This window comes from Streptomyces sp. NPDC058470 (assembly GCF_042721055.1).
GTDB lineage: Bacteria > Actinomycetota > Actinomycetes > Streptomycetales > Streptomycetaceae > Streptomyces.
The window spans coordinates 1-16,392 of the sequence record NZ_JBHXMF010000043.1; the positions used below are offsets into that span (position 1 = coordinate 1).

Annotated in this window: 14 protein-coding genes and 1 riboswitch; of the genes, 10 read left to right on the forward strand and 4 right to left on the reverse strand. The window is 71.4% G+C overall.

Annotation, left to right across the window (positions count from 1 at the left end; all coding sequences use genetic code 11):
* Positions 1-164 precede the first annotated feature (164 nt).
* The 3 genes from trpD to ACFWP7_RS28275 all read left to right on the forward strand — a co-directional run bounded on the left by trpD (position 165) and on the right by ACFWP7_RS28275 (position 5,217).
* Positions 165-1,229 carry an anthranilate phosphoribosyltransferase gene (trpD, locus tag ACFWP7_RS28265; RefSeq protein ID WP_384386612.1) on the forward strand — a complete coding sequence of 355 codons (1,065 nt, stop codon included), beginning with the start codon at positions 165-167 and terminating at the stop codon, positions 1,227-1,229.
* A gap of 111 nt (positions 1,230-1,340) precedes the next feature.
* A riboswitch (SAM riboswitch) is annotated at positions 1,341-1,457 on the forward strand.
* Between the two features lie 189 nt (positions 1,458-1,646).
* Positions 1,647-3,008, forward strand: coding sequence for an aminotransferase class V-fold PLP-dependent enzyme (locus ACFWP7_RS28270; protein ID WP_384386615.1), 1,362 nt, complete (start codon positions 1,647-1,649; stop codon positions 3,006-3,008).
* Positions 3,009-3,078: 70 nt separating this feature from the next.
* Positions 3,079-5,217, forward strand: a complete 2,139-nt coding sequence (locus tag ACFWP7_RS28275; RefSeq protein ID WP_384386618.1) for a PQQ-binding-like beta-propeller repeat protein — start codon at positions 3,079-3,081, stop codon at positions 5,215-5,217.
* 40 nt (positions 5,218-5,257) lie between these two features.
* Here ACFWP7_RS28275 and ACFWP7_RS28280 read toward each other — a convergent pair whose 3' ends face one another.
* On the reverse strand, positions 5,258-5,539 hold the full coding sequence (locus ACFWP7_RS28280) for an Lrp/AsnC family transcriptional regulator (RefSeq protein ID WP_266465093.1): 282 nt from the start codon (positions 5,537-5,539) through the stop codon (positions 5,258-5,260).
* Entirely contained in the window at positions 5,536-6,267 is a 732-nt protein-coding gene (locus ACFWP7_RS28285; protein ID WP_384386622.1) for a rhomboid family intramembrane serine protease, read from the reverse strand. The genes ACFWP7_RS28280 and ACFWP7_RS28285 overlap by 4 nt, the downstream gene beginning before the upstream one ends.
* Before the next feature lie 153 nt (positions 6,268-6,420).
* On the opposite strand from ACFWP7_RS28285, the gene ACFWP7_RS28290 reads away from it, so the two are divergent.
* The 5 genes from ACFWP7_RS28290 (at position 6,421) to ACFWP7_RS28310 (ending at position 11,847) form a co-directional block, all read left to right on the forward strand.
* Positions 6,421-6,660: a hypothetical protein gene (locus ACFWP7_RS28290; protein ID WP_266465096.1), complete on the forward strand. Its 240-nt coding sequence runs from the start codon at positions 6,421-6,423 to the stop codon at positions 6,658-6,660.
* Positions 6,661-6,694: 34 nt separating this feature from the next.
* The gene (locus ACFWP7_RS28295; RefSeq protein ID WP_384386627.1) at positions 6,695-8,044 is read left to right on the forward strand and encodes an NYN domain-containing protein; all 1,350 of its coding nucleotides are present in this window, start codon (positions 6,695-6,697) and stop codon (positions 8,042-8,044) included.
* Between the two features lie 304 nt (positions 8,045-8,348).
* Entirely contained in the window at positions 8,349-9,380 is a 1,032-nt protein-coding gene (locus tag ACFWP7_RS28300; RefSeq protein WP_384386630.1) for an NlpC/P60 family protein, read from the forward strand.
* A 216-nt stretch (positions 9,381-9,596) separates the two neighbouring features.
* On the forward strand, positions 9,597-10,619 hold the full coding sequence (locus tag ACFWP7_RS28305; protein WP_384386633.1) for an NlpC/P60 family protein: 1,023 nt from the start codon (positions 9,597-9,599) through the stop codon (positions 10,617-10,619).
* Between the two features lie 31 nt (positions 10,620-10,650).
* A complete protein-coding gene (locus ACFWP7_RS28310) occupies positions 10,651-11,847 on the forward strand; it encodes a hypothetical protein (protein ID WP_384386635.1) in 1,197 nt (398 codons plus the stop codon).
* 21 nt (positions 11,848-11,868) lie between these two features.
* On the opposite strand, the gene ACFWP7_RS28315 is transcribed toward ACFWP7_RS28310, so the two are convergent.
* The gene (locus tag ACFWP7_RS28315; protein WP_384386805.1) at positions 11,869-12,393 is read right to left on the reverse strand and encodes a PadR family transcriptional regulator; all 525 of its coding nucleotides are present in this window, start codon (positions 12,391-12,393) and stop codon (positions 11,869-11,871) included.
* A gap of 151 nt (positions 12,394-12,544) precedes the next feature.
* On the opposite strand from ACFWP7_RS28315, the gene ACFWP7_RS28320 reads away from it, so the two are divergent.
* Positions 12,545-13,855, forward strand: coding sequence for an MATE family efflux transporter (locus tag ACFWP7_RS28320; protein ID WP_384386638.1), 1,311 nt, complete (start codon positions 12,545-12,547; stop codon positions 13,853-13,855).
* Here ACFWP7_RS28320 and ACFWP7_RS28325 read toward each other — a convergent pair.
* The gene (locus ACFWP7_RS28325; protein WP_384386641.1) at positions 13,816-15,048 is read right to left on the reverse strand and encodes a glycosyltransferase 87 family protein; all 1,233 of its coding nucleotides are present in this window, start codon (positions 15,046-15,048) and stop codon (positions 13,816-13,818) included. The genes ACFWP7_RS28320 and ACFWP7_RS28325 overlap by 40 nt on opposite strands.
* A gap of 152 nt (positions 15,049-15,200) precedes the next feature.
* Here ACFWP7_RS28325 and ACFWP7_RS28330 point away from each other — a divergent pair, with 152 nt between their 5' ends.
* Positions 15,201-16,343, forward strand: coding sequence for a glycosyltransferase family 4 protein (locus ACFWP7_RS28330; protein ID WP_384386643.1), 1,143 nt, complete (start codon positions 15,201-15,203; stop codon positions 16,341-16,343).
* Positions 16,344-16,392: the final 49 nt, after the last annotated feature.

Here is a 16,392-nt window from a genome sequence, read left to right on the forward strand (position 1 = left end):
ATCTACTGACGGCCACGTAAGCCATCAGGTGTTGCGAGGACCCCGAGAATCCGCCTTGCCTGGACGGGGCTCTTTGCCGTCTCCAGGGCTGGATAGGGTGGACTCGCCCCTACGGATGGGGGCAAGTCCACCCGCGTACCTCTCTGAGCACCCCAGGAGCGACCATGAGCGCTGTGAACCCCGCTGGAGGCGACACCGCGGCGGACCGTTCCTGGCCCCGGTTGCTGAACGGCCTGCTCGACGGCCGTGACCTGAGTGCGGACGACACCGCCTGGGCGATGAACCTGATGATGCGCGGTGAGGCGACCGACGCGCAGATCGCCGGGTTCGCGGTGGCACTGCGGGCCAAGGGAGAGACCGTCGAGGAGATCACCGGACTCGTACGGATGATGTACGAGCACGCCAACGTGATCGAGGTGCCGGGGAGGACCGTCGACATCGTCGGTACGGGCGGTGACGGGGCCAAGACCGTCAACATCTCCACCATGTCGGCGATCGTCATCGCCGGGACGGGCGCGAAGGTCGTCAAGCACGGCAACCGGGCGGCTTCCTCCGCCTCCGGGGCGTCCGACGTCCTGGAGAAGCTCGGGGTCAATCTGCAGCTGACGACGGAGCGGGTGGCCGAGGTGGCCGAGGAGGCCGGGATCACCTTCTGCTTCGCGGTGAAGTTCCACCCGGCGCTACGTCATGTGGGCGCCGCGCGGGCGCAGTTGGGCATCCGTACGGTCTTCAACGCGCTCGGTCCGCTGACGAACCCGGCACGGGTGAAGGCGCAGGCCGTCGGCGTCGCGGACCCCCGCATGGCGCCCATCGTGGCGGGCGTCTTCGCCGAGCGCGGCAACTCCTCGCTGGTCTTCCGCGGCGACGACGGGCTCGACGAGCTGACCATCACCTCCACGTCCCGGGTGTGGGTCGTACGGGACGGAAAGGTCACCGAGGAGACCTTCGACCCGAGGGACGTCGGCATCGACCTGGTCCCGATCGAGGCGCTGCGGGGCGCGGACTCCACGTACAACGCGGACGTGGCGCGCCGGCTCCTCGACGGCGAGACGGGGCCGGTGCGGGACGCCGTGCTGCTGAACTCGGCGGCGGCGCTGGTGGCCCTGTCGCCGGGTGACGGGCCGCTCGCGGAGCAGATCCGCGCGGGGATGGCGAAGGCGGCGGAGGCCGTCGACTCGGGGGCGGCGAAACGGACGCTGGAGCGGTGGGTGGCGGCGACCAACGCGTAGTTCGCGAGGCGGTTCGCAAGGGGCCGGGCCGAAGAGGTCCGGCCCCTTGCGCGTTCCGGGATCCGGACACGGGTTGCGCCGTCGCGATCGGTTCGGTTAGTTTTTTCGGCAGGTCATGAGTGACAGTCATGAGGCCCCGGCCGACTGTCCGGCAACCCTCCGTCCGTGGCGGGGTGCCCCGGGTGAAGACCAGGCCGTAGGCAGCGAGGTCTGCGGCAAGCGCGGACCCCTCGCCCTCTTCTGAGTGGTTAAGGCCCAGGGGTCCTGGTCATTCGAGGGAGCCTTCTGTGAGCAAGCGAATGCGATAGGGCGTAGAGCCCCTCTTCCGCCTATCCCTTTCACCCCCTTCCCGCGCTGAGCGTCATCTCCATGGACCGGCTCGCGCGGAGATTTCCCCGCGTCTCACAGGAGTTCGCCATGTCTGTCTCCACCGTTGCCGCCGACCAGGACGTTTGTACCCAGCTGCCCGTTCTGGGACAAGATGTCACCGTCCCGCTCGTCACCGGTGGCGAGGTCACGTACGCCGCCCTCGACTACGCCGCCAGCGCCCCGGCCCTCCAGCGGGTGTGGGACGACGTGGCCGCTTACGCCCCGTACTACGGCAGCGTGCACCGCGGGGCCGGGTACCTGTCCCAGCTGTCCACCGACCTCTTCGAGAACTCCCGCACCACCGTCGCCGAGTTCCTGGACTGCCGTGCCGACGACCAGGTCGTCTTCACCCGGTCGACCACCGACTCGCTCAACCTGCTCGCCGCCGCCCTTCCGGCCGACTGCCAGGTCTTCGTCTTCGAGACCGAGCACCACGCCTCGCTGCTTCCCTGGCGGGACGCGCAGGTGACGTACCTGAACGCCCCGCGTACGCCGGCGGAGGCCGTCGCGGCCCTGGAGCGCGCGCTCAGCCACCGCGACCCTCGGGGTCCGGCCCTCGTCTGTGTCACGGGCGCCTCGAACGTCACGGGTGAGCTGTGGCCGGTGCGTGAGCTGGCCGCCGCCGCGCACGCGCACGGCGCGCGCATCGTCCTCGACGCCGCGCAGCTCGCCCCGCACCACCCGGTGTCGGTGCGCGACCTCGACGTCGACTGGGTCGCCTTCTCCGGGCACAAGCTGTACGCCCCCTTCGGCTCCGGTGTCCTCGCGGGCCGCTCCGACTGGCTGCGCGAGGCGGAGCCGTACCTGGCGGGCGGCGGCGCCAGCCGCAAGGTGTCGCGGCGTACGGACGGGGGTGTGGACGTGGAGTGGCACGAGAGCGCCGCCCGGCACGAGGCCGGCTCGCCGAACGTGATCGGCGTCTACTCGATCGCCTCCGCCTGCAAGGCGCTCACCGAAGCCGGTTTCGACACGCTCGTCGCCCGTGAGCAGCACCTGATCGAGACGGTCCGCGCGGGTCTCGCCCAGGTGCCCGAGGTCAGGGTCCTCTCGCTCTTCGGCGACGACGCCCCGCGCGTCGGCGTCATCTCCTTCGTCGTCGAGGGCTGGAACAGCTCGCACTTCGCGGCCGCCCTGTCCGCCGAGTACGGCATCGGGGTGCGCGACGGCCTGTTCTGCGCCCACCCGCTGGTGCGCACCCTCCTCGGCAGCGACCCGCAGACCCAGGGCGAGTGCGGCGCCCCCGAGGCCGCGCCCGGCGAGAAGTCCCTCAACGCCATCCGCGTCAGCTTCGGCGCCGGCACGCCGGACGAGCACGTCGAGCGTTTCGTGCGCGCGGTCAAGGAGCTCGTCCGGGACGGCGCGAAGTGGAACTACCGGACGCAGGACGGGCGTTGCGTTCCGGCCGTGTGATCGCCGGACAGGAGCACGGCGTATACGCTCCCCTTCGGCGGCCGTACGGCGATCAGGGGAGTCACGGGGAGTGCAGGCGCTGCGGGAGACGGATCCACGGCGGATAGGTCCGTACGAGGTACTCGGGCGGCTCGGCGCGGGCGGCATGGGCGAGGTCTATCTCGCCGAGTCGCGTGCCGGGCTCCGGCTGGCCGTGAAGGTGGTGCGGGCCGAGCACGCTCAGGACCGCACCTTCCGCGCCCGGTTCCGCCAGGAGGTGCGGGCCGCGCAGACCGTCGGGGGGAGCGGCACCTACACCGCGCGGGTGATCGACGCCGACCCGGAGGGCGAACGGCCTTGGATGGCAACGGAGTTCGTCGAGGGGCCGAACCTGCGTGACGCGGTACTCGACGGCGGCCCGCTGCCCGAGGACGCGGTGCTCACCTTCGCGGCCGCACTGGGCGAGGCCCTCGCCGCGATCCACGCCAAAGGCATGGTGCACCGCGACCTCAAGCCGTCCAACATCCTGCTGGCGCCGGACGGTCCGCGGGTCATCGACTTCGGGATCGTACGGGCGCTGGAGGCGACGGCGATGACCCGCACCGGCACCATGGTCGGCTCGGTCGGATACGTCTCGCCCGAGCAGATCCGCAACGGTTCCGAGGTGGGTCCGCCGAGTGACGTCTTCGCGCTGGGCGCCGTGCTGGCGTACGCGTCGAGCGGCCGCGAGCCCTTCGGGGAGGGCCAGGACTCGGTGATCCTGCTGCGCATCGTCACACGGGACTTCGATCTTTCCGGGGTTCCGGCGCGCGTGCTTCCGCTGGTCGAGGCCTGTCTGCGGGAGGAGCCCGGGGGCCGGCCCACCCCCGAGGAAGTGGTCGAGGCCGCCGGACACTCGGCGGCCTCCCTGCGGGCGGCTCTGCGGCCGGGGTGGCTCACCTCCGCACCGGCGACGGTCGCGGGGGACGAGCGGTGGCTTCCGGAGCGCGAGTCGGGCGAGGGAGAGAGCCGCGTCGAGTACATCGCCCCGGCGACGGTCACGGGCGCTTCGGCGCCGGACCGCTTACCGGAACCCGAACGGCCTTCGCGGCGGAGGCTGTTGACGGCGGTGACGGGCGGGGCGGTGGTCGCCGCCGGCGGGGGAGCCGGCTGGTGGCTCTGGCAGCGGGAGGGCGGAACGCAGGGCGGCGGGACCTCCGAGTCTCCCGAGTCCCCCCGGACCGCATCCGCGGCGGGCACGGAGAGTTCCGCCGCCCTGGCCTGGCAGTACGACGCCGCGGGGCTCGGCGGCCTGTACGGACCCTGTGTCGCCGTGTCGCCGGACGGCGAAGTCGTCTACCTCGGGGACGCGAACGGGAAGCTGCACGCCCTGTCCCGTGCGGGCGGGCGGCACTGGGCGCTCGCGCTCGGCGAGGAGGTGTCGACGCCCGTCGTCACCCCGGACGGGATCTTCTGCGTCGTCTGGGACCAGAAGAGGGCGCGGCGCCGGCTGTGCGCGGTGGACGCGACGGGCAAGCTCGGCTGGACCAGGAACGTCGGCGACAACGGCTACGACCCGCCGATTCTCGCGGGCCGCGGCGTACTGGTCGCCACCGGCGGCACCGATGAGGGAGGGTTCCGCTGCTACGCGGCCGACGGCACCGTGCTGTGGAGCGCGTCGACCCCCGCCGGTCCGACCGGCACCCCGCTGGTGGCAGGGGGCGTGGTCTATGCGGGCACCTTCGGCGACACCCTGGTGGCCCTGGACGCCGAGGACGGCACCAGGCTCTGGGAGGTCTCGACGGGCGTCGACGTCGGCCGGCCCGCCCTGGTCGGCGACATCCTCGTCGCCGAGTCGGACGGAGGGGCGAAGCGGCACGCGTTCAGCCTCGACGGTGAGCTGCTGTGGGATGCCCGGGCGGAGAGCAGCGGCCCGATGGTCGCCGGGAACCGGTCGCTCGCGATCACCACCGGGCGGGGCACCGTCGACGCGGTCAAGGCGGCCGACGGCTCCACCGCGTGGACGTACGAGATAGGCGGCGACTGGCTGCCGGGCCCGGTGGTGGCCGGGGACCGTATCTATGTGCGAAGCGGGCTCGTCCTGTGCGCCCTGGGTATGGACGGCAAACCGGTGTGGAGCGAGGCGCTCGGCAACTCCACCGGCGAGGACCAGCACAGCCCCGTGCTCAGCGGCAAGCGCTGCTACGTTCCCTCGGGCGGCGGAATCGCCGCGGTGGACCTCAGCGCCTGACCGGGACCGGCTCTCAGCCGCGCTTGACCGGGACCGGCTCTCAGCCGTCCAGGCCGATCGCGAACGCCGCCTCCAGGTCGTGCTGGGAGTACGTGCGGAACGCGACGTGGGTGTCCGTGCCCTCGACGCCGGGGATCTTGCTGATCTTGCCCGGGATGACGTCCGCCAGGTCGTCGTGGGCCTTCACGCGGACCATCGCGATCAAGTCGTACGTACCGGTGACCGAGAAGACCTCGCTGACGCTGTCGAGGGCGGCGATCGACTCCGCGATCTCGGGGATCCGGTCCACGCTGGTCTTGATGAGCACGATCGCGGTGATCACGGCTGGTTTTCTCCCTCGGGGGCCGCGGCTGGGGCTTTCACTCTAGTCGTCCGGCCGAAACGCACCCACGCGTAGCCGAAGCCGAGGGAGAAGCCCACCAGGTGGGCCAGATAGGCGACCCCGGGGCCGGTGGAGGCGCGACCCGCCGCCAGCCACTGCAGGGTCACCCAGAAGGGCAGCACCACCCAGGCCGGGAAGCGCAGCGGCAGGAAGAAGAGGAACGGGAAGAGACTGGTCACCCGGGCCTTGGGGAACAGGTACAGAAACGCGCCGAGCACCGCGGAGATCGCCCCGGAGGCGCCGACCAGGGTCTGCTGGGACTCCGCGTTGGCGACCGCGTAGCCAAGCAGGGCGAGGTAGCCGCAGCCCAGATAGAAGAGGGCGAACTCGACGCGGCCCATCCGTTCCTCGGTCATCACCCCGAAGACGTGGAAGAAGAGCATGTTGCCCAGGAGGTGGAGCCAGCCGCCGTGGATGAACAGGGCCGTGGCGGGGGTGAGCGCCGCACGCGGGTCCCCGGTGAGGAGTTCCGCGGGCACCACGCCCCAGCGCCGGAAGTAGGCCTGCTGGGCCGCCAGCAGTTCGTCCCCGGTGCCGTACACCGGATTGAGGCCGGACGCCGGACCGATCACGAAGATCAGGCAGGACAGCACGATCAGCCCGTACGTCACCGGTGCCGGCTTACTCCGCACCGCTCTGCCGACCGTCGTACTCCAGTTGCCGATCATGGTGCAGAGCATGGCGTAACAGAACGGATGCACACAGAGTGCCTCGCCGCAGTGGACGGCCGAACGTCGAGTACCCGCCAGGCCTTAGGGTTACGAGCCATACACGCCAGGGAGACTGGCGTGGTACGGACACCAGAAGGAAAACGACACCACATGACGGTTCCCCTCCCGACTGCCGAGACCCGCTGGCGCTGCACGCTCTGCGGCAACCTCACACGTTTCGACGTGACCCGTTCGTCGAAGGTCGTCGAGTACGTGCATCTCGACCTCGCCGGGGAACCCAAGGTCGAGGAACGCGAGGTGGTCAGTGAGACCATCGAGTCGGTGCGGTGTCGCTGGTGCAACGCGTTGGATCAGGTGGAACTCGTGGACAGGCCGGGCGCCGGCTCCTGAGGGAGCGGGCCCCGCACAGGTAATGAGGTGACGGATGGTGGAGACCACAGGCGGGGAGCCGGACGACGGCACCGCCGAGGTGCTCGACCGTCCGCTGCCCGACGGTGTGCGCCGGCGGGTCGTGCAGATCGTCTCCGACGGCTTCGGCGGGCTGACCATCGGCGAACTGCCCTCGCAGTTGCGGCAGTTCGCGCGGTTCGCGCCCAACAGGCGGGCCAAGTTCGCCGGTAACGCGATGGCGGCCGCGCTGGAGACGGACCCGCTCTTCAGGCAGCGGATCGCCGAGAAGCTGAGAGAAGCGCAGTCGGAGCTGACCGGCGCACTCGACTCGGGCGCGCCGCCCCCGGCCGCGGATCCGCTGGACGTGGCGGCCGCGGCCTATGTGCTGCGCCCCACGGGCTGGGTGAAGCTGGTGGCCGCCGCGGGCGAGGAGGCCCTGCGGGCGGACGCCGAGCGCGCCGACGAGGAGAGCCGGGCCGAGCTGGAGCGGCTGCGCCAGGAGCTGGCGGAGGCCCGCGGCCAGACGAAGGCGGAGACCGAACGGCTGCGTACGGAGCTGGAATCCGCGAAGAAGGAAGCCGAATCACTCCACCGCAAGCTGCGCGGGGCTCTCAGCGACGTCAAGCGCGGCGAGGCGGCTGTACGCAAGCTCCAGGCCGAGTCGGACACCGCGCGGGCGGAGGGGCAGGCCCAGCTGTCGGCCGCCGAGAGTGAGGCCCGGCGGCTCAAGGCGCGGCTCGGGGAGGCCGAGGCGGCCCTGGAGGCGACGCGGAGAGCGACGCGCGAGGGCCGCAGCGTCGAGGACATGCGGGTACGACTGCTGCTCGACACCGTCCTTGAGGCCACGCAGGGCCTGCGGCGGGAGCTCGCACTGCCGCCCGTGTCCGTGCGGCCCGCCGAGACGGTCGACGCGGTCGAACCGGGACGGATGACACCGAAGGACATCGCGGCCCGGGCGCTTTCCGAGCACGACCCGGCGATCCTCGACCAGCTGCTCGCGCTGCCGCAGGCCCATCTGGTGGTCGACGGCTACAACGTCACCAAGACCGGCTATCCGCAGATGCCGCTGGAGAAGCAGCGGCTCAGACTGCTCGGGCAGCTCTCGCAGCTCGCCGCGCAGACCGGGGCCGAGGTGACGTGTGTCTTCGACGGGGCCGAGCTGGCCGCACCGGTGCTGCTCGCGCCGCCGCGCGGGGTGCGCGTGCTCTTCTCCAAGCCCGGCGTCACGGCGGACGAGTTGATTCGCCAGCTGGTGCGCGCCGAGCCGCCGGGACGGCCGGTCATCGTCGTCTCCACCGACCGTGAGGTGGCCGACGGGATCGCCAAGGCGGGTGCGCGGCCGGTGGCTTCGGTGGTGCTCCTCAAGCGCTTCTCGCACGGCTGATCGGATGCCGCGTACGCCCCATAGGCAACCTAAGCGTCATGCGTAACGTCTGGGTGTGATGCCCGGATTGGCGGGATCTTCACGCAACGTAGTGTCAAGTGCGCATTACTGCTTGTGAGTTGTCGGCAAAGAAACGCTCAGTGACCGAGATTTTTCCTGTCAGGATTTGAACTGATCACAAGAAGGTCACTAGGGTCAGGCCTCGAACCTCTGCTCGGGTGATCACTCATTGGGAGTGACGGTGGAGGGGGCCCGCCCGTCGGAGTGATCGGCAGGCGGCTGAAGGAAGAAGGAGCTCGCCTTCGTGGCGTCCCACCGTCGACCCAAGCAGCCGAGCCGCGCCCGTCTGACCGTGCTCAGCACCGCCGCGGCCGCAGCCGTCGTCCTCAGCGCGAATGCCGCCAACGCCGCGCCGAGCGAGAAGCCGAGCGTGGACGACGTCAAGTCCCAGGTCGACAAGCTCCAGGACGAGGCCGAGCAGGCCACCGAGAAGCTCAACGGCGCCACGGAGAAGCAGGACAAGCTCCAGAAGGAGATCGACACCCTTCAGGACAACGTGGCCCGCGGCCAGCAGGAGCTCAACGACCTGCGTGACGGCCTCGGTTCGATGGCCACCGCCCAGTACCGCACCGGCGCCATCGACCCCTCCGTGCAGCTCTTCCTCTCGGCGGACCCGGACGACTACCTCGACAAGGCGTCCACGATGGACCAGTTGAGCAATCAGCAGGTCGAGACGCTGAAGGAGGTCCAGGAGAAGCAGCGCGCGCTCGCCCAGCAGCGTTCGGAAGCCTCCGAGAAGCTCAAGGACCTCGCCGCCACCCGCACCGAGCTCGCCAAGAACAAGAAGGAAGTCCAGGCCAAGCTCGCCGAGGCCAATTCACTCCTCAACAGCCTCACGGCCGCGGAGCAGGCAGCCCTCGACGCGAAGGAGGCGCAGGCCAGCACCGCCGCCCAGAACGCCGCCTTCAGCGGCTCAGGCGTCGCCTCCGGCCGCGCGGGCTCCGCGTACGCCGCCGCGCAGTCCGTGCTCGGCTCGCCGTACGTCTACGGCGCCTCCGGCCCCTCCTCCTTCGACTGCTCGGGTCTGACCTCCTGGGCCTTCGCCCAGGCCGGTGTGTCCATACCCCGCACAGCGGAGGCGCAGGCCAGCGCGGGCACCCGGATCTACTCGCAGAGCGATCTGCAGGTCGGCGACCTGGTCATCTTCTACAGCGACTTCCACCATGTCGGCTTCTACGCGGGCAATGGCCAGGTGCTGCACGCTCCGAAGCCCGGCGCGGTCGTGCGCTACGAGTCGATCAGCAACATGCCCTTCCAGTTCGGCGTCCGGATCTGACGCACGCGCTTCGAGGAGGCTGTCGCCATGCCGCCCGAACGGGCGAATCGCGGTGACTCCAGCTGACCCCACACCCCGCCGGTGACCTGCGTCTCCGGCGGGGTGTCACGTTGTGTGCCCGCCGGGGTCTTTGGCCAGTGCGTCGTCGCACGGCTACTGTCGGCCGCGTTTCCTCCAATTCAGGGGGAGTGACAGCGGAAGGGAGAGCGGCTACTCGTGGGGTCCCATCGCCGCTTTGCAGCGTCCGGCTTCGACCCGGGCGCCGGCGCCGCCGGTTTCGCCGTCTGCGTGATGTCCGCCGCCGCCGCGGCCCTCGGCGCCGTACCGGCCGCCGCAGCGCCGCAGGACGACACCCGGGCCGAGGTGGACCGCCTGTACGAGCAGGCCGAGAAGGCCACCGAGGCGTACAACAAGGCCGATGAGCGTGCCGACTCGCTGCGCGAGGAGGTGAGTGAGGCCCAGGACGAGATCGCCCGGCAGCAGGAGCGGATCAACACCATGCGCGACGCGCTCGGTTCGCTCGCCGGGGCCCAGTACCGCTCGGGAGGTGTCGACCCGTCCCTCGCGCTGCTGTTCTCCGAGGACCCGGACGACTACCTCGACAAGGCCGCCGTCCTCGATCGGATCAACGCCCACCAGGCCGGCGAACTCAAGGAGCTCCAGTTCGCCATGCGCGACCTCGCCCAGCATCGCGAGGAGGCCGCCGGCAAGCTCGCCGAGCTGGAGAAGAGCCGCAAGGCCGTCGCCGACCACAAGCGCACCGTCGAGCGGAAGCTCACCAGGGCGCGGCAGTTGCTCAACGCCCTGCCCGACTCCGTGCGGGCCGCCTATGACCGGGCGTCCCGCTCCGGGCGCTCCGACATGCCCGACTTCGCGGGCACGGCCCCGGCCTCAGGGCGCGCGGCCGCCGCCGTCGCCGCGGCCCGCTCCGCGCTCGGCCGCCCGTATGTGTGGGGCTCCAACGGGCCCGGCGGCTTCGACTGTTCGGGCCTCATGCAGTGGTCGTACGGACAGGCCGGGGTCGGTCTGCCGCGCACCTCGCAGGCCCAGCGGTACGCCGGGCGGCAGGTGCCGCTCTCCCAGGCGCAGCCCGGCGACCTGATCGCCTACCGCGACGACGCCAGCCACATCGCGATGTACATGGGCAACGGGCAGGTGATCCACGCGCCCTACCCGGGCGCGCCCGTCCGCTACGACCCCGTGGGCATGATGCCGGTCTCGTCGGTCACCAGGGTCTGACCGCGCGCGAAGGCACCGTACGATCGGGAACGTGGCTGGTCGAAGGCGCGCGTCGCGAGCGGGGCTCTCCCTGGTGCTGCTGCTCGCCGTGCTGGTCGGCTGCGGCGGCGGCGCAGCCCCGGACACCGCGGCGGCCGAGGTGCAGCGGGTCCTCGACCGGCGGTCGGCGGCCGTCCTGGACCGGGACGAGCCGGCGTACCGGGCCACCGAGCAGACGGGCACCCCCCTCACCGAGTTCGGGAATCTCCGGGAGGTGCCGCTGGCGGCCTGGTCGTACCGCGTGACCGGCTTCCACCGTTCCGGCGACCGGGCCACCGCCGACGCCGAGTTGAGCTACCGCGTCGACGGCTACGACAAGGCCCCCGTGACGGCCGCCCGCACTCTTGACCTGATCCGCACCGACGGCACGTGGTACGTCGCCTCGGACAAGCCCGCCAAGGACGCGAGCGAGCAGTTGTGGGAGCAGGGCGCGGTGACGGTCGTACGGGGCGAGCACAGCCTGGTGATGGGGGTCGGCCAGTCGGAGGACCGGCTGCGCTCCTACGCGGATCTCGCGGACCGTGCCGTGCCCGCCGTGTCGCAGGCGTGGGGCACCGACTGGTCGGGGCATGTCGTCGCGCTCGTACCGAAGTCCGTGGAGGGCATGGCGGGGCTGCTGGGTGCTCCGGCGTCCGGGTACCAGGGCATCGCGGCGGTCACCACCGGCGAGGCGGGGGCCTCCGCGAAGGCGCCCGCGGACCGGATCATCGTCAACCCCGACGCGTACGGCATCCTCGGAGACCTCGGCAAACAGGTGGTCCTCACGCACGAGACCACGCATGTCGCCACCCGCGCCCACACCACCGCCGCCACACCGCTGTGGCTCTCCGAGGGCTACGCGGACTGGGTCGGCTACCTCGGCAGCGGGCGCACCGCCGCACAGATCGCCCCGGAGCTGGAGCGGGCCGTCGCGGACGGGCAGGTGCCTGCCGCGCTGCCGGACGACGCGGACTTCGGGTTCAGCGGGGACGCGGCGCAGCTGGCGCAGGCGTACGAGGGTGGCTGGCTGGCCTGCCGGCTGATCGCCGACCGCTGGGGCGAGGTCCGCCTCAACGACTTCTACCGGGCCGTGGGCGGGCACGACAAGCGGGCGGGAGCGGTGGAGGACGCGCTGCGGGACGTGCTGGACACCACGCCGGAGAAGTTCACGGAGCAGTGGCGGGAGTATCTGCGGGCGCAGTTGGGCTGACCGTGGTGCGGCGGGACGTGTTCAGCTCTCCAGCTGTGCGATGGCTTCCGCCAGCCACTTCCGCTCCGCCTCGCCCGTCGCCCGCGCCACCCGGAGCATGCCCTGCCGGAAGAGGTCGCCGGTCTCCTCCGCCCGTACGGGCTTGCCGTCCCGGTAGAAGAAGCTCGCGGGCGTGTCCAGGAACTCCTGGCGGCGGCGCAGGACCGCGGCCTGTTCGCGGGGGTCGGGCAGGTGGCGCAGGAAGGCCAGTAGCGTGTTGAAGCGGACCTGGTCGGTGATCTCCGTCTGCCTGGGGTGGCGCAGTCGCTCCAGGAGGTCCTCGCGGCCCCGGTCGGTGAGCGACAGGATGCGGCGCGGGGCCGCGCTGCTGCCCGGCTCCGCGTGCTGGTCCAGCTTGCCCGCGGTGATCAGGCGCGTGATCGCCGGGTAGAGCGCGCCGTCGCTGACCGGGCGGACGTGACCGCTCAGCGCCTTGATCCGCTCCTTCAACTCGTAGCCGTGCAGGGGCTCTTCGGACAGGAAGCCCAGGATCGACAGCTCCAGCATGCGCGGCTCCTTGTTGACGATGCGGCCGGTATTGACGATTGCGATTGCGAGTCCTCGCACCGACATGCTACCTCTTATCGAGCTACCTCTTATCGAGCTACCTCTAAACGATGTAGCTCGTATCGATGTAGCTCGTATCGAGGGAGCCCGTGTGAACGCCCATCGCAAGCAGCTCATAGCGCTCGCCCACCCCGTCTACCTCTCCCTGCTCGCCTCCGTCGCCGCCGGGATCATCAACACCGTCTGGGTCTCCCGGCTCGGCGGCGCCGCCGTGGCCGCCGTCGCCGTCGCGACCAACGCCGAGAACGTGCTGCTCGGCGTCGCCCTGGTCTTCGCCTCCGGTACGACCGTCCTGGTCGCGCACGGCAGAGGGGCCCGGGATCCGGGCGCGGTCCGGGCGGCCGTCCGCGGAGGATGGGCGCTGTTCGCGGCGGTCACGCCGGCGGTCGCCGTCGGCGGATACCTGTTGCGGGAGCCGCTGGCCCGGCTCGTGCTGGGCGGCGACGGACGCGCCCTGCCCCTCGCCGTCGGATACTTCGCGATCTCCCTGCCGGGGATCACCGTCTTCTTCGCCCAGAACCTCGTCGACGGCATCCTGAAGGGCACCGGCGACACCGGCACCCCGATGCGCCTGGCCCTGCTGGCCAACGGCCTGATCCTCGGACTCGACCCGCTGCTCATCCACGCGTACGGCGTCCAGGGCGCCGCCCTCTCGACCGTGCTGTGCCGCTGCGTGGCCCTGGCGGTCGGGCTGGTCGCCCTGCGCCGCAACACGCTGTTGCGGGAGTCGGCCGCCCTTGCGCCCTCGGAGGCCACCGGAGCCGCACTCCGGCGCACCCTGACGACCGGGCTGCCGATGTCCGCCGACTTCACCGTGCGGCAGGGTGGGGCCCTGGTCCTGGTCGCGATCGTGGCCCGTCTCGGGGTGACGGCGGTGGCCGCGTACTCCATCGCGTACAAGGTCATGTACGTCGCCACCATGGCGTTCTACGCGGTCCGGCAGGCCGCCTCGATCCACACGGCGCACCTGCGGGGCGCGGGCCATGACGAGAGGGGCGCCGTCGGACGGCAGGCCGTACTCGTCTCGGGGGCGGTCGGGCTGCTCGCGGCGGCCCTGCTCGGCGTCCTCGCCCCCTGGATCATGGCGGCCTTCGGCGCCGGACCCGAGGTCGCCCGGGACGGGGCGCTCTTCCTGCGCTGCGTCGGGCCCTACCTGCTGCTGATGGCCTGCTTCATCGCGCTCGGCGGGGTCTACGAGGGGAGCGGCCGGGCATCGCTGCTGCTACGGGTGACGCTGCTCGGGACGGCCGTCCAACTCCCGCTCGCCTACGCCCTGTCGGGGCTCGGGCTGCCCGGGATCTGCCTCGCCCTCGCGCTGTCCATGACGGTGCAGTGTGTCGTTCTCCGGGGAGGGGCGGGGCGTCAGGAGGACACCGAGGTCTCCTTGGTGCGGGCCGCCTGAGCGGGCAGCGCCGGGGCGGGCCGGGACACCGTGTCGCGCCACAGGGCCACCGCGGCGGTCACGGCAGCGATCACCAGCAGGCCGTTGCGGACGAACAGGAGGGTGACGCCGAGACCGTCGCTGACCACGACGTGCGAGAACCAGATCGGGAACTCCAGGACCGTCACGAACGACGCGATCAGCACGAGGCCGACCGGCACCGTCATCCGGCTGGCACGGAAGCACAGGCAGACGGCCGCGAGCCCGACCAGCCACACCATGTACTGCGGGCTGATCACCCGGCTCGTGGTCGTGAACATCAGCACCGCCACGAACGCGGCGTCGGCGAGCGTGTGCGTCAGGAACCGCTTGGCGCACAGCCGCCACAGCAGCAGCCAGCCGAAGGCGACCGCCGTGAGCACCAGTGCCAGCGTGCTCACCAGGTCGACGCCCGGGCCGAGGAACTCCACGGAACCGTAGTTGAGCAGCACCTGGCCGTCCCAGCCGTACTGCCGGGCCACATGGAAGGCGAGGGACCCGAGCGACTCCACCTCGGTGCCGCGGTCGCGCTGGAAGGTCAGGAACGCGAAGGCGCCGGGCATCGACACCGCGAACAGCACCGCGATCCCCGCCGTGGAGACCGCCGCCGCGGCCCACGCACGGCGCCTGACGGCCCCCACCAGCAGCAGCACCGGCCACACCTTCAGCATCGCTCCGAAGCCCACCAGCGTCCCCATCACCCGCGGATGACGCGCCCCGGCGAGCAGCGCCGCCACCGCGACGGCCGTCACCATGACGTCGTAGCGCGCGTACACGGTCGGCCCGAGCAGCGGCACACCCACCACCCACACCCAGGCGCCGCGCAAGGACCTGCCGGAGCGCCCTCCCGCGTACTGGAGAAGCCCGAACACCACGACGTCGGCGACGAAGGCCAGCACGAAGAAGGCGTGCTCGTAGTCGAGGAAGGGCAGCAGGCCGGGGGAGAGGATCGGCAGGGCGGCGGCCGGCGGGTACTGCCAGGTGACGTCGTCCAGCGGGAAGGTGCCCGTGCGCAGAACCTCGTACCAGCCCCGGTAGATCACCGAGACGTCGCTGGTGACGTCCGGGCCCGGGAAGACGAGGAACCCGAAGACGAAGAGCAGCAGTAGCAGCCTGGTCAGGCCCCAGATTCCCGTCAACGCGTACGGGAACCTCGCCCCCTTTGCGCCCGTCATGCGTACCTGGCCCTCGTTCGTCCGGATCTCGCGAGGCGGCGATGCTCCGCGGAGGTGTTTTGGCGGGGTCATGATGGCGCGCGATGTTGTGCGGGAGCCATCAAGCGCGGCCGTACGGAGCTGTGAGTATAGGTTCGATAGTGTCGAACACGATGCACAAGACCCTGATCGTGACGAACGACTTCCCGCCCAGGCCCGGCGGCATCCAGGCATTCCTGCACAACATGGCGCTGCGCCTGGACCCAGAGCGGCTCGTCGTCTACGCCTCCACCTGGAAGCGGGGCCGCGAGGGCACCGAGGCGACCGCCGCCTTCGACGCCGAGCAGCCCTTCACCGTCGTACGGGATCGCACGACGATGCTGCTGCCCACTCCCGCCGTGACGCGGCGCGCGGCCGGGCTGCTGCGGGAACACGGCTGTACGTCGGTGTGGTTCGGGGCGGCTGCCCCGCTCGGCCTGATGGCGCCCGCGCTGCGCAGGGCGGGCGCGCGGCGGCTGGTGGCCACCACGCACGGCCACGAGGCCGGGTGGGCCCAACTGCCCGCCGCACGTGGCCTGTTGCGCCGGATCGGCGAATCCACGGACACCATCACGTATCTCGGGGAGTACACGCGCTCCCGGATCGCCGGCGCGCTGACCCCCGAGGCGGCCGGGCGGATGGTCCAACTGCCGCCCGGCGTCGACGAGAAGACCTTCCACCCGGGCTCCGGCGGCGCCGAGGTCCGCGCCCGGCTCGGGCTCACCGACCGCCCGGTCGTCGTCTGCGTCTCGCGGCTCGTCCCGCGCAAGGGACAGGACACCCTCATCCTCGCAATGCCACGCATCCTGGCCGAGGAGCCGGAGGCGGTGCTGCTGATCGTCGGAGGCGGGCCGTACGAGAAGGAGCTGCGGAGGCTTGTCCACGAGACCGGTGTCACCGACTCGGTCCGCTTCACCGGCGCGGTGCCCTGGTCGGAGCTGCCGGCCCACTACGGCGCGGGGGATGTCTTCGCGATGCCCTGCCGTACGCGGCGCGGCGGGCTGGACGTGGAGGGGCTCGGCATCGTCTATCTGGAGGCGTCGGCGACCGGTCTGCCCGTTGTCGCGGGGGACTCCGGGGGCGCGCCCGACGCGGTCCTGGACGGTGAGACGGGGTGGGTCGTCCGCGGGGGGTCGCCCGAGGCGGCCGCCGACCGGATCGTCGCCCTGCTCGGCGACTCCGAGCTGCGCCGGCGGATGGGGGAGCGGGGGCGGGAGTGGGTCGAGGAGAAGTGGCGGTGGGACCTGCTGGCGGGGCGGTTGCGGGAGTTGCTTTAGCGGCGGTGGGGGTGCCGCTTGTCGGCTTCCGGCGACTGCGGGTGGTTGT

Coding starts and splice junctions, on each gene's coding strand:
- trpD (WP_384386612.1), top strand. CDS start 165: ATGAGCGCTGTGAACCCCGCTGGAGGCGACACCGCGGCGGACCGTTCC.
- ACFWP7_RS28270 (WP_384386615.1), top strand. CDS start 1,647: ATGTCTGTCTCCACCGTTGCCGCCGACCAGGACGTTTGTACCCAGCTG.
- ACFWP7_RS28285 (WP_384386622.1), bottom strand. CDS start 6,267: ATGATCGGCAACTGGAGTACGACGGTCGGCAGAGCGGTGCGGAGTAAG.
- ACFWP7_RS28290 (WP_266465096.1), top strand. CDS start 6,421: ATGACGGTTCCCCTCCCGACTGCCGAGACCCGCTGGCGCTGCACGCTC.
- ACFWP7_RS28295 (WP_384386627.1), top strand. CDS start 6,695: ATGGTGGAGACCACAGGCGGGGAGCCGGACGACGGCACCGCCGAGGTG.
- ACFWP7_RS28315 (WP_384386805.1), bottom strand. CDS start 12,393: ATGCTGGAGCTGTCGATCCTGGGCTTCCTGTCCGAAGAGCCCCTGCAC.
- ACFWP7_RS28325 (WP_384386641.1), bottom strand. CDS start 15,048: ATGACGGGCGCAAAGGGGGCGAGGTTCCCGTACGCGTTGACGGGAATC.
- ACFWP7_RS28330 (WP_384386643.1), top strand. CDS start 15,201: ATGCACAAGACCCTGATCGTGACGAACGACTTCCCGCCCAGGCCCGGC.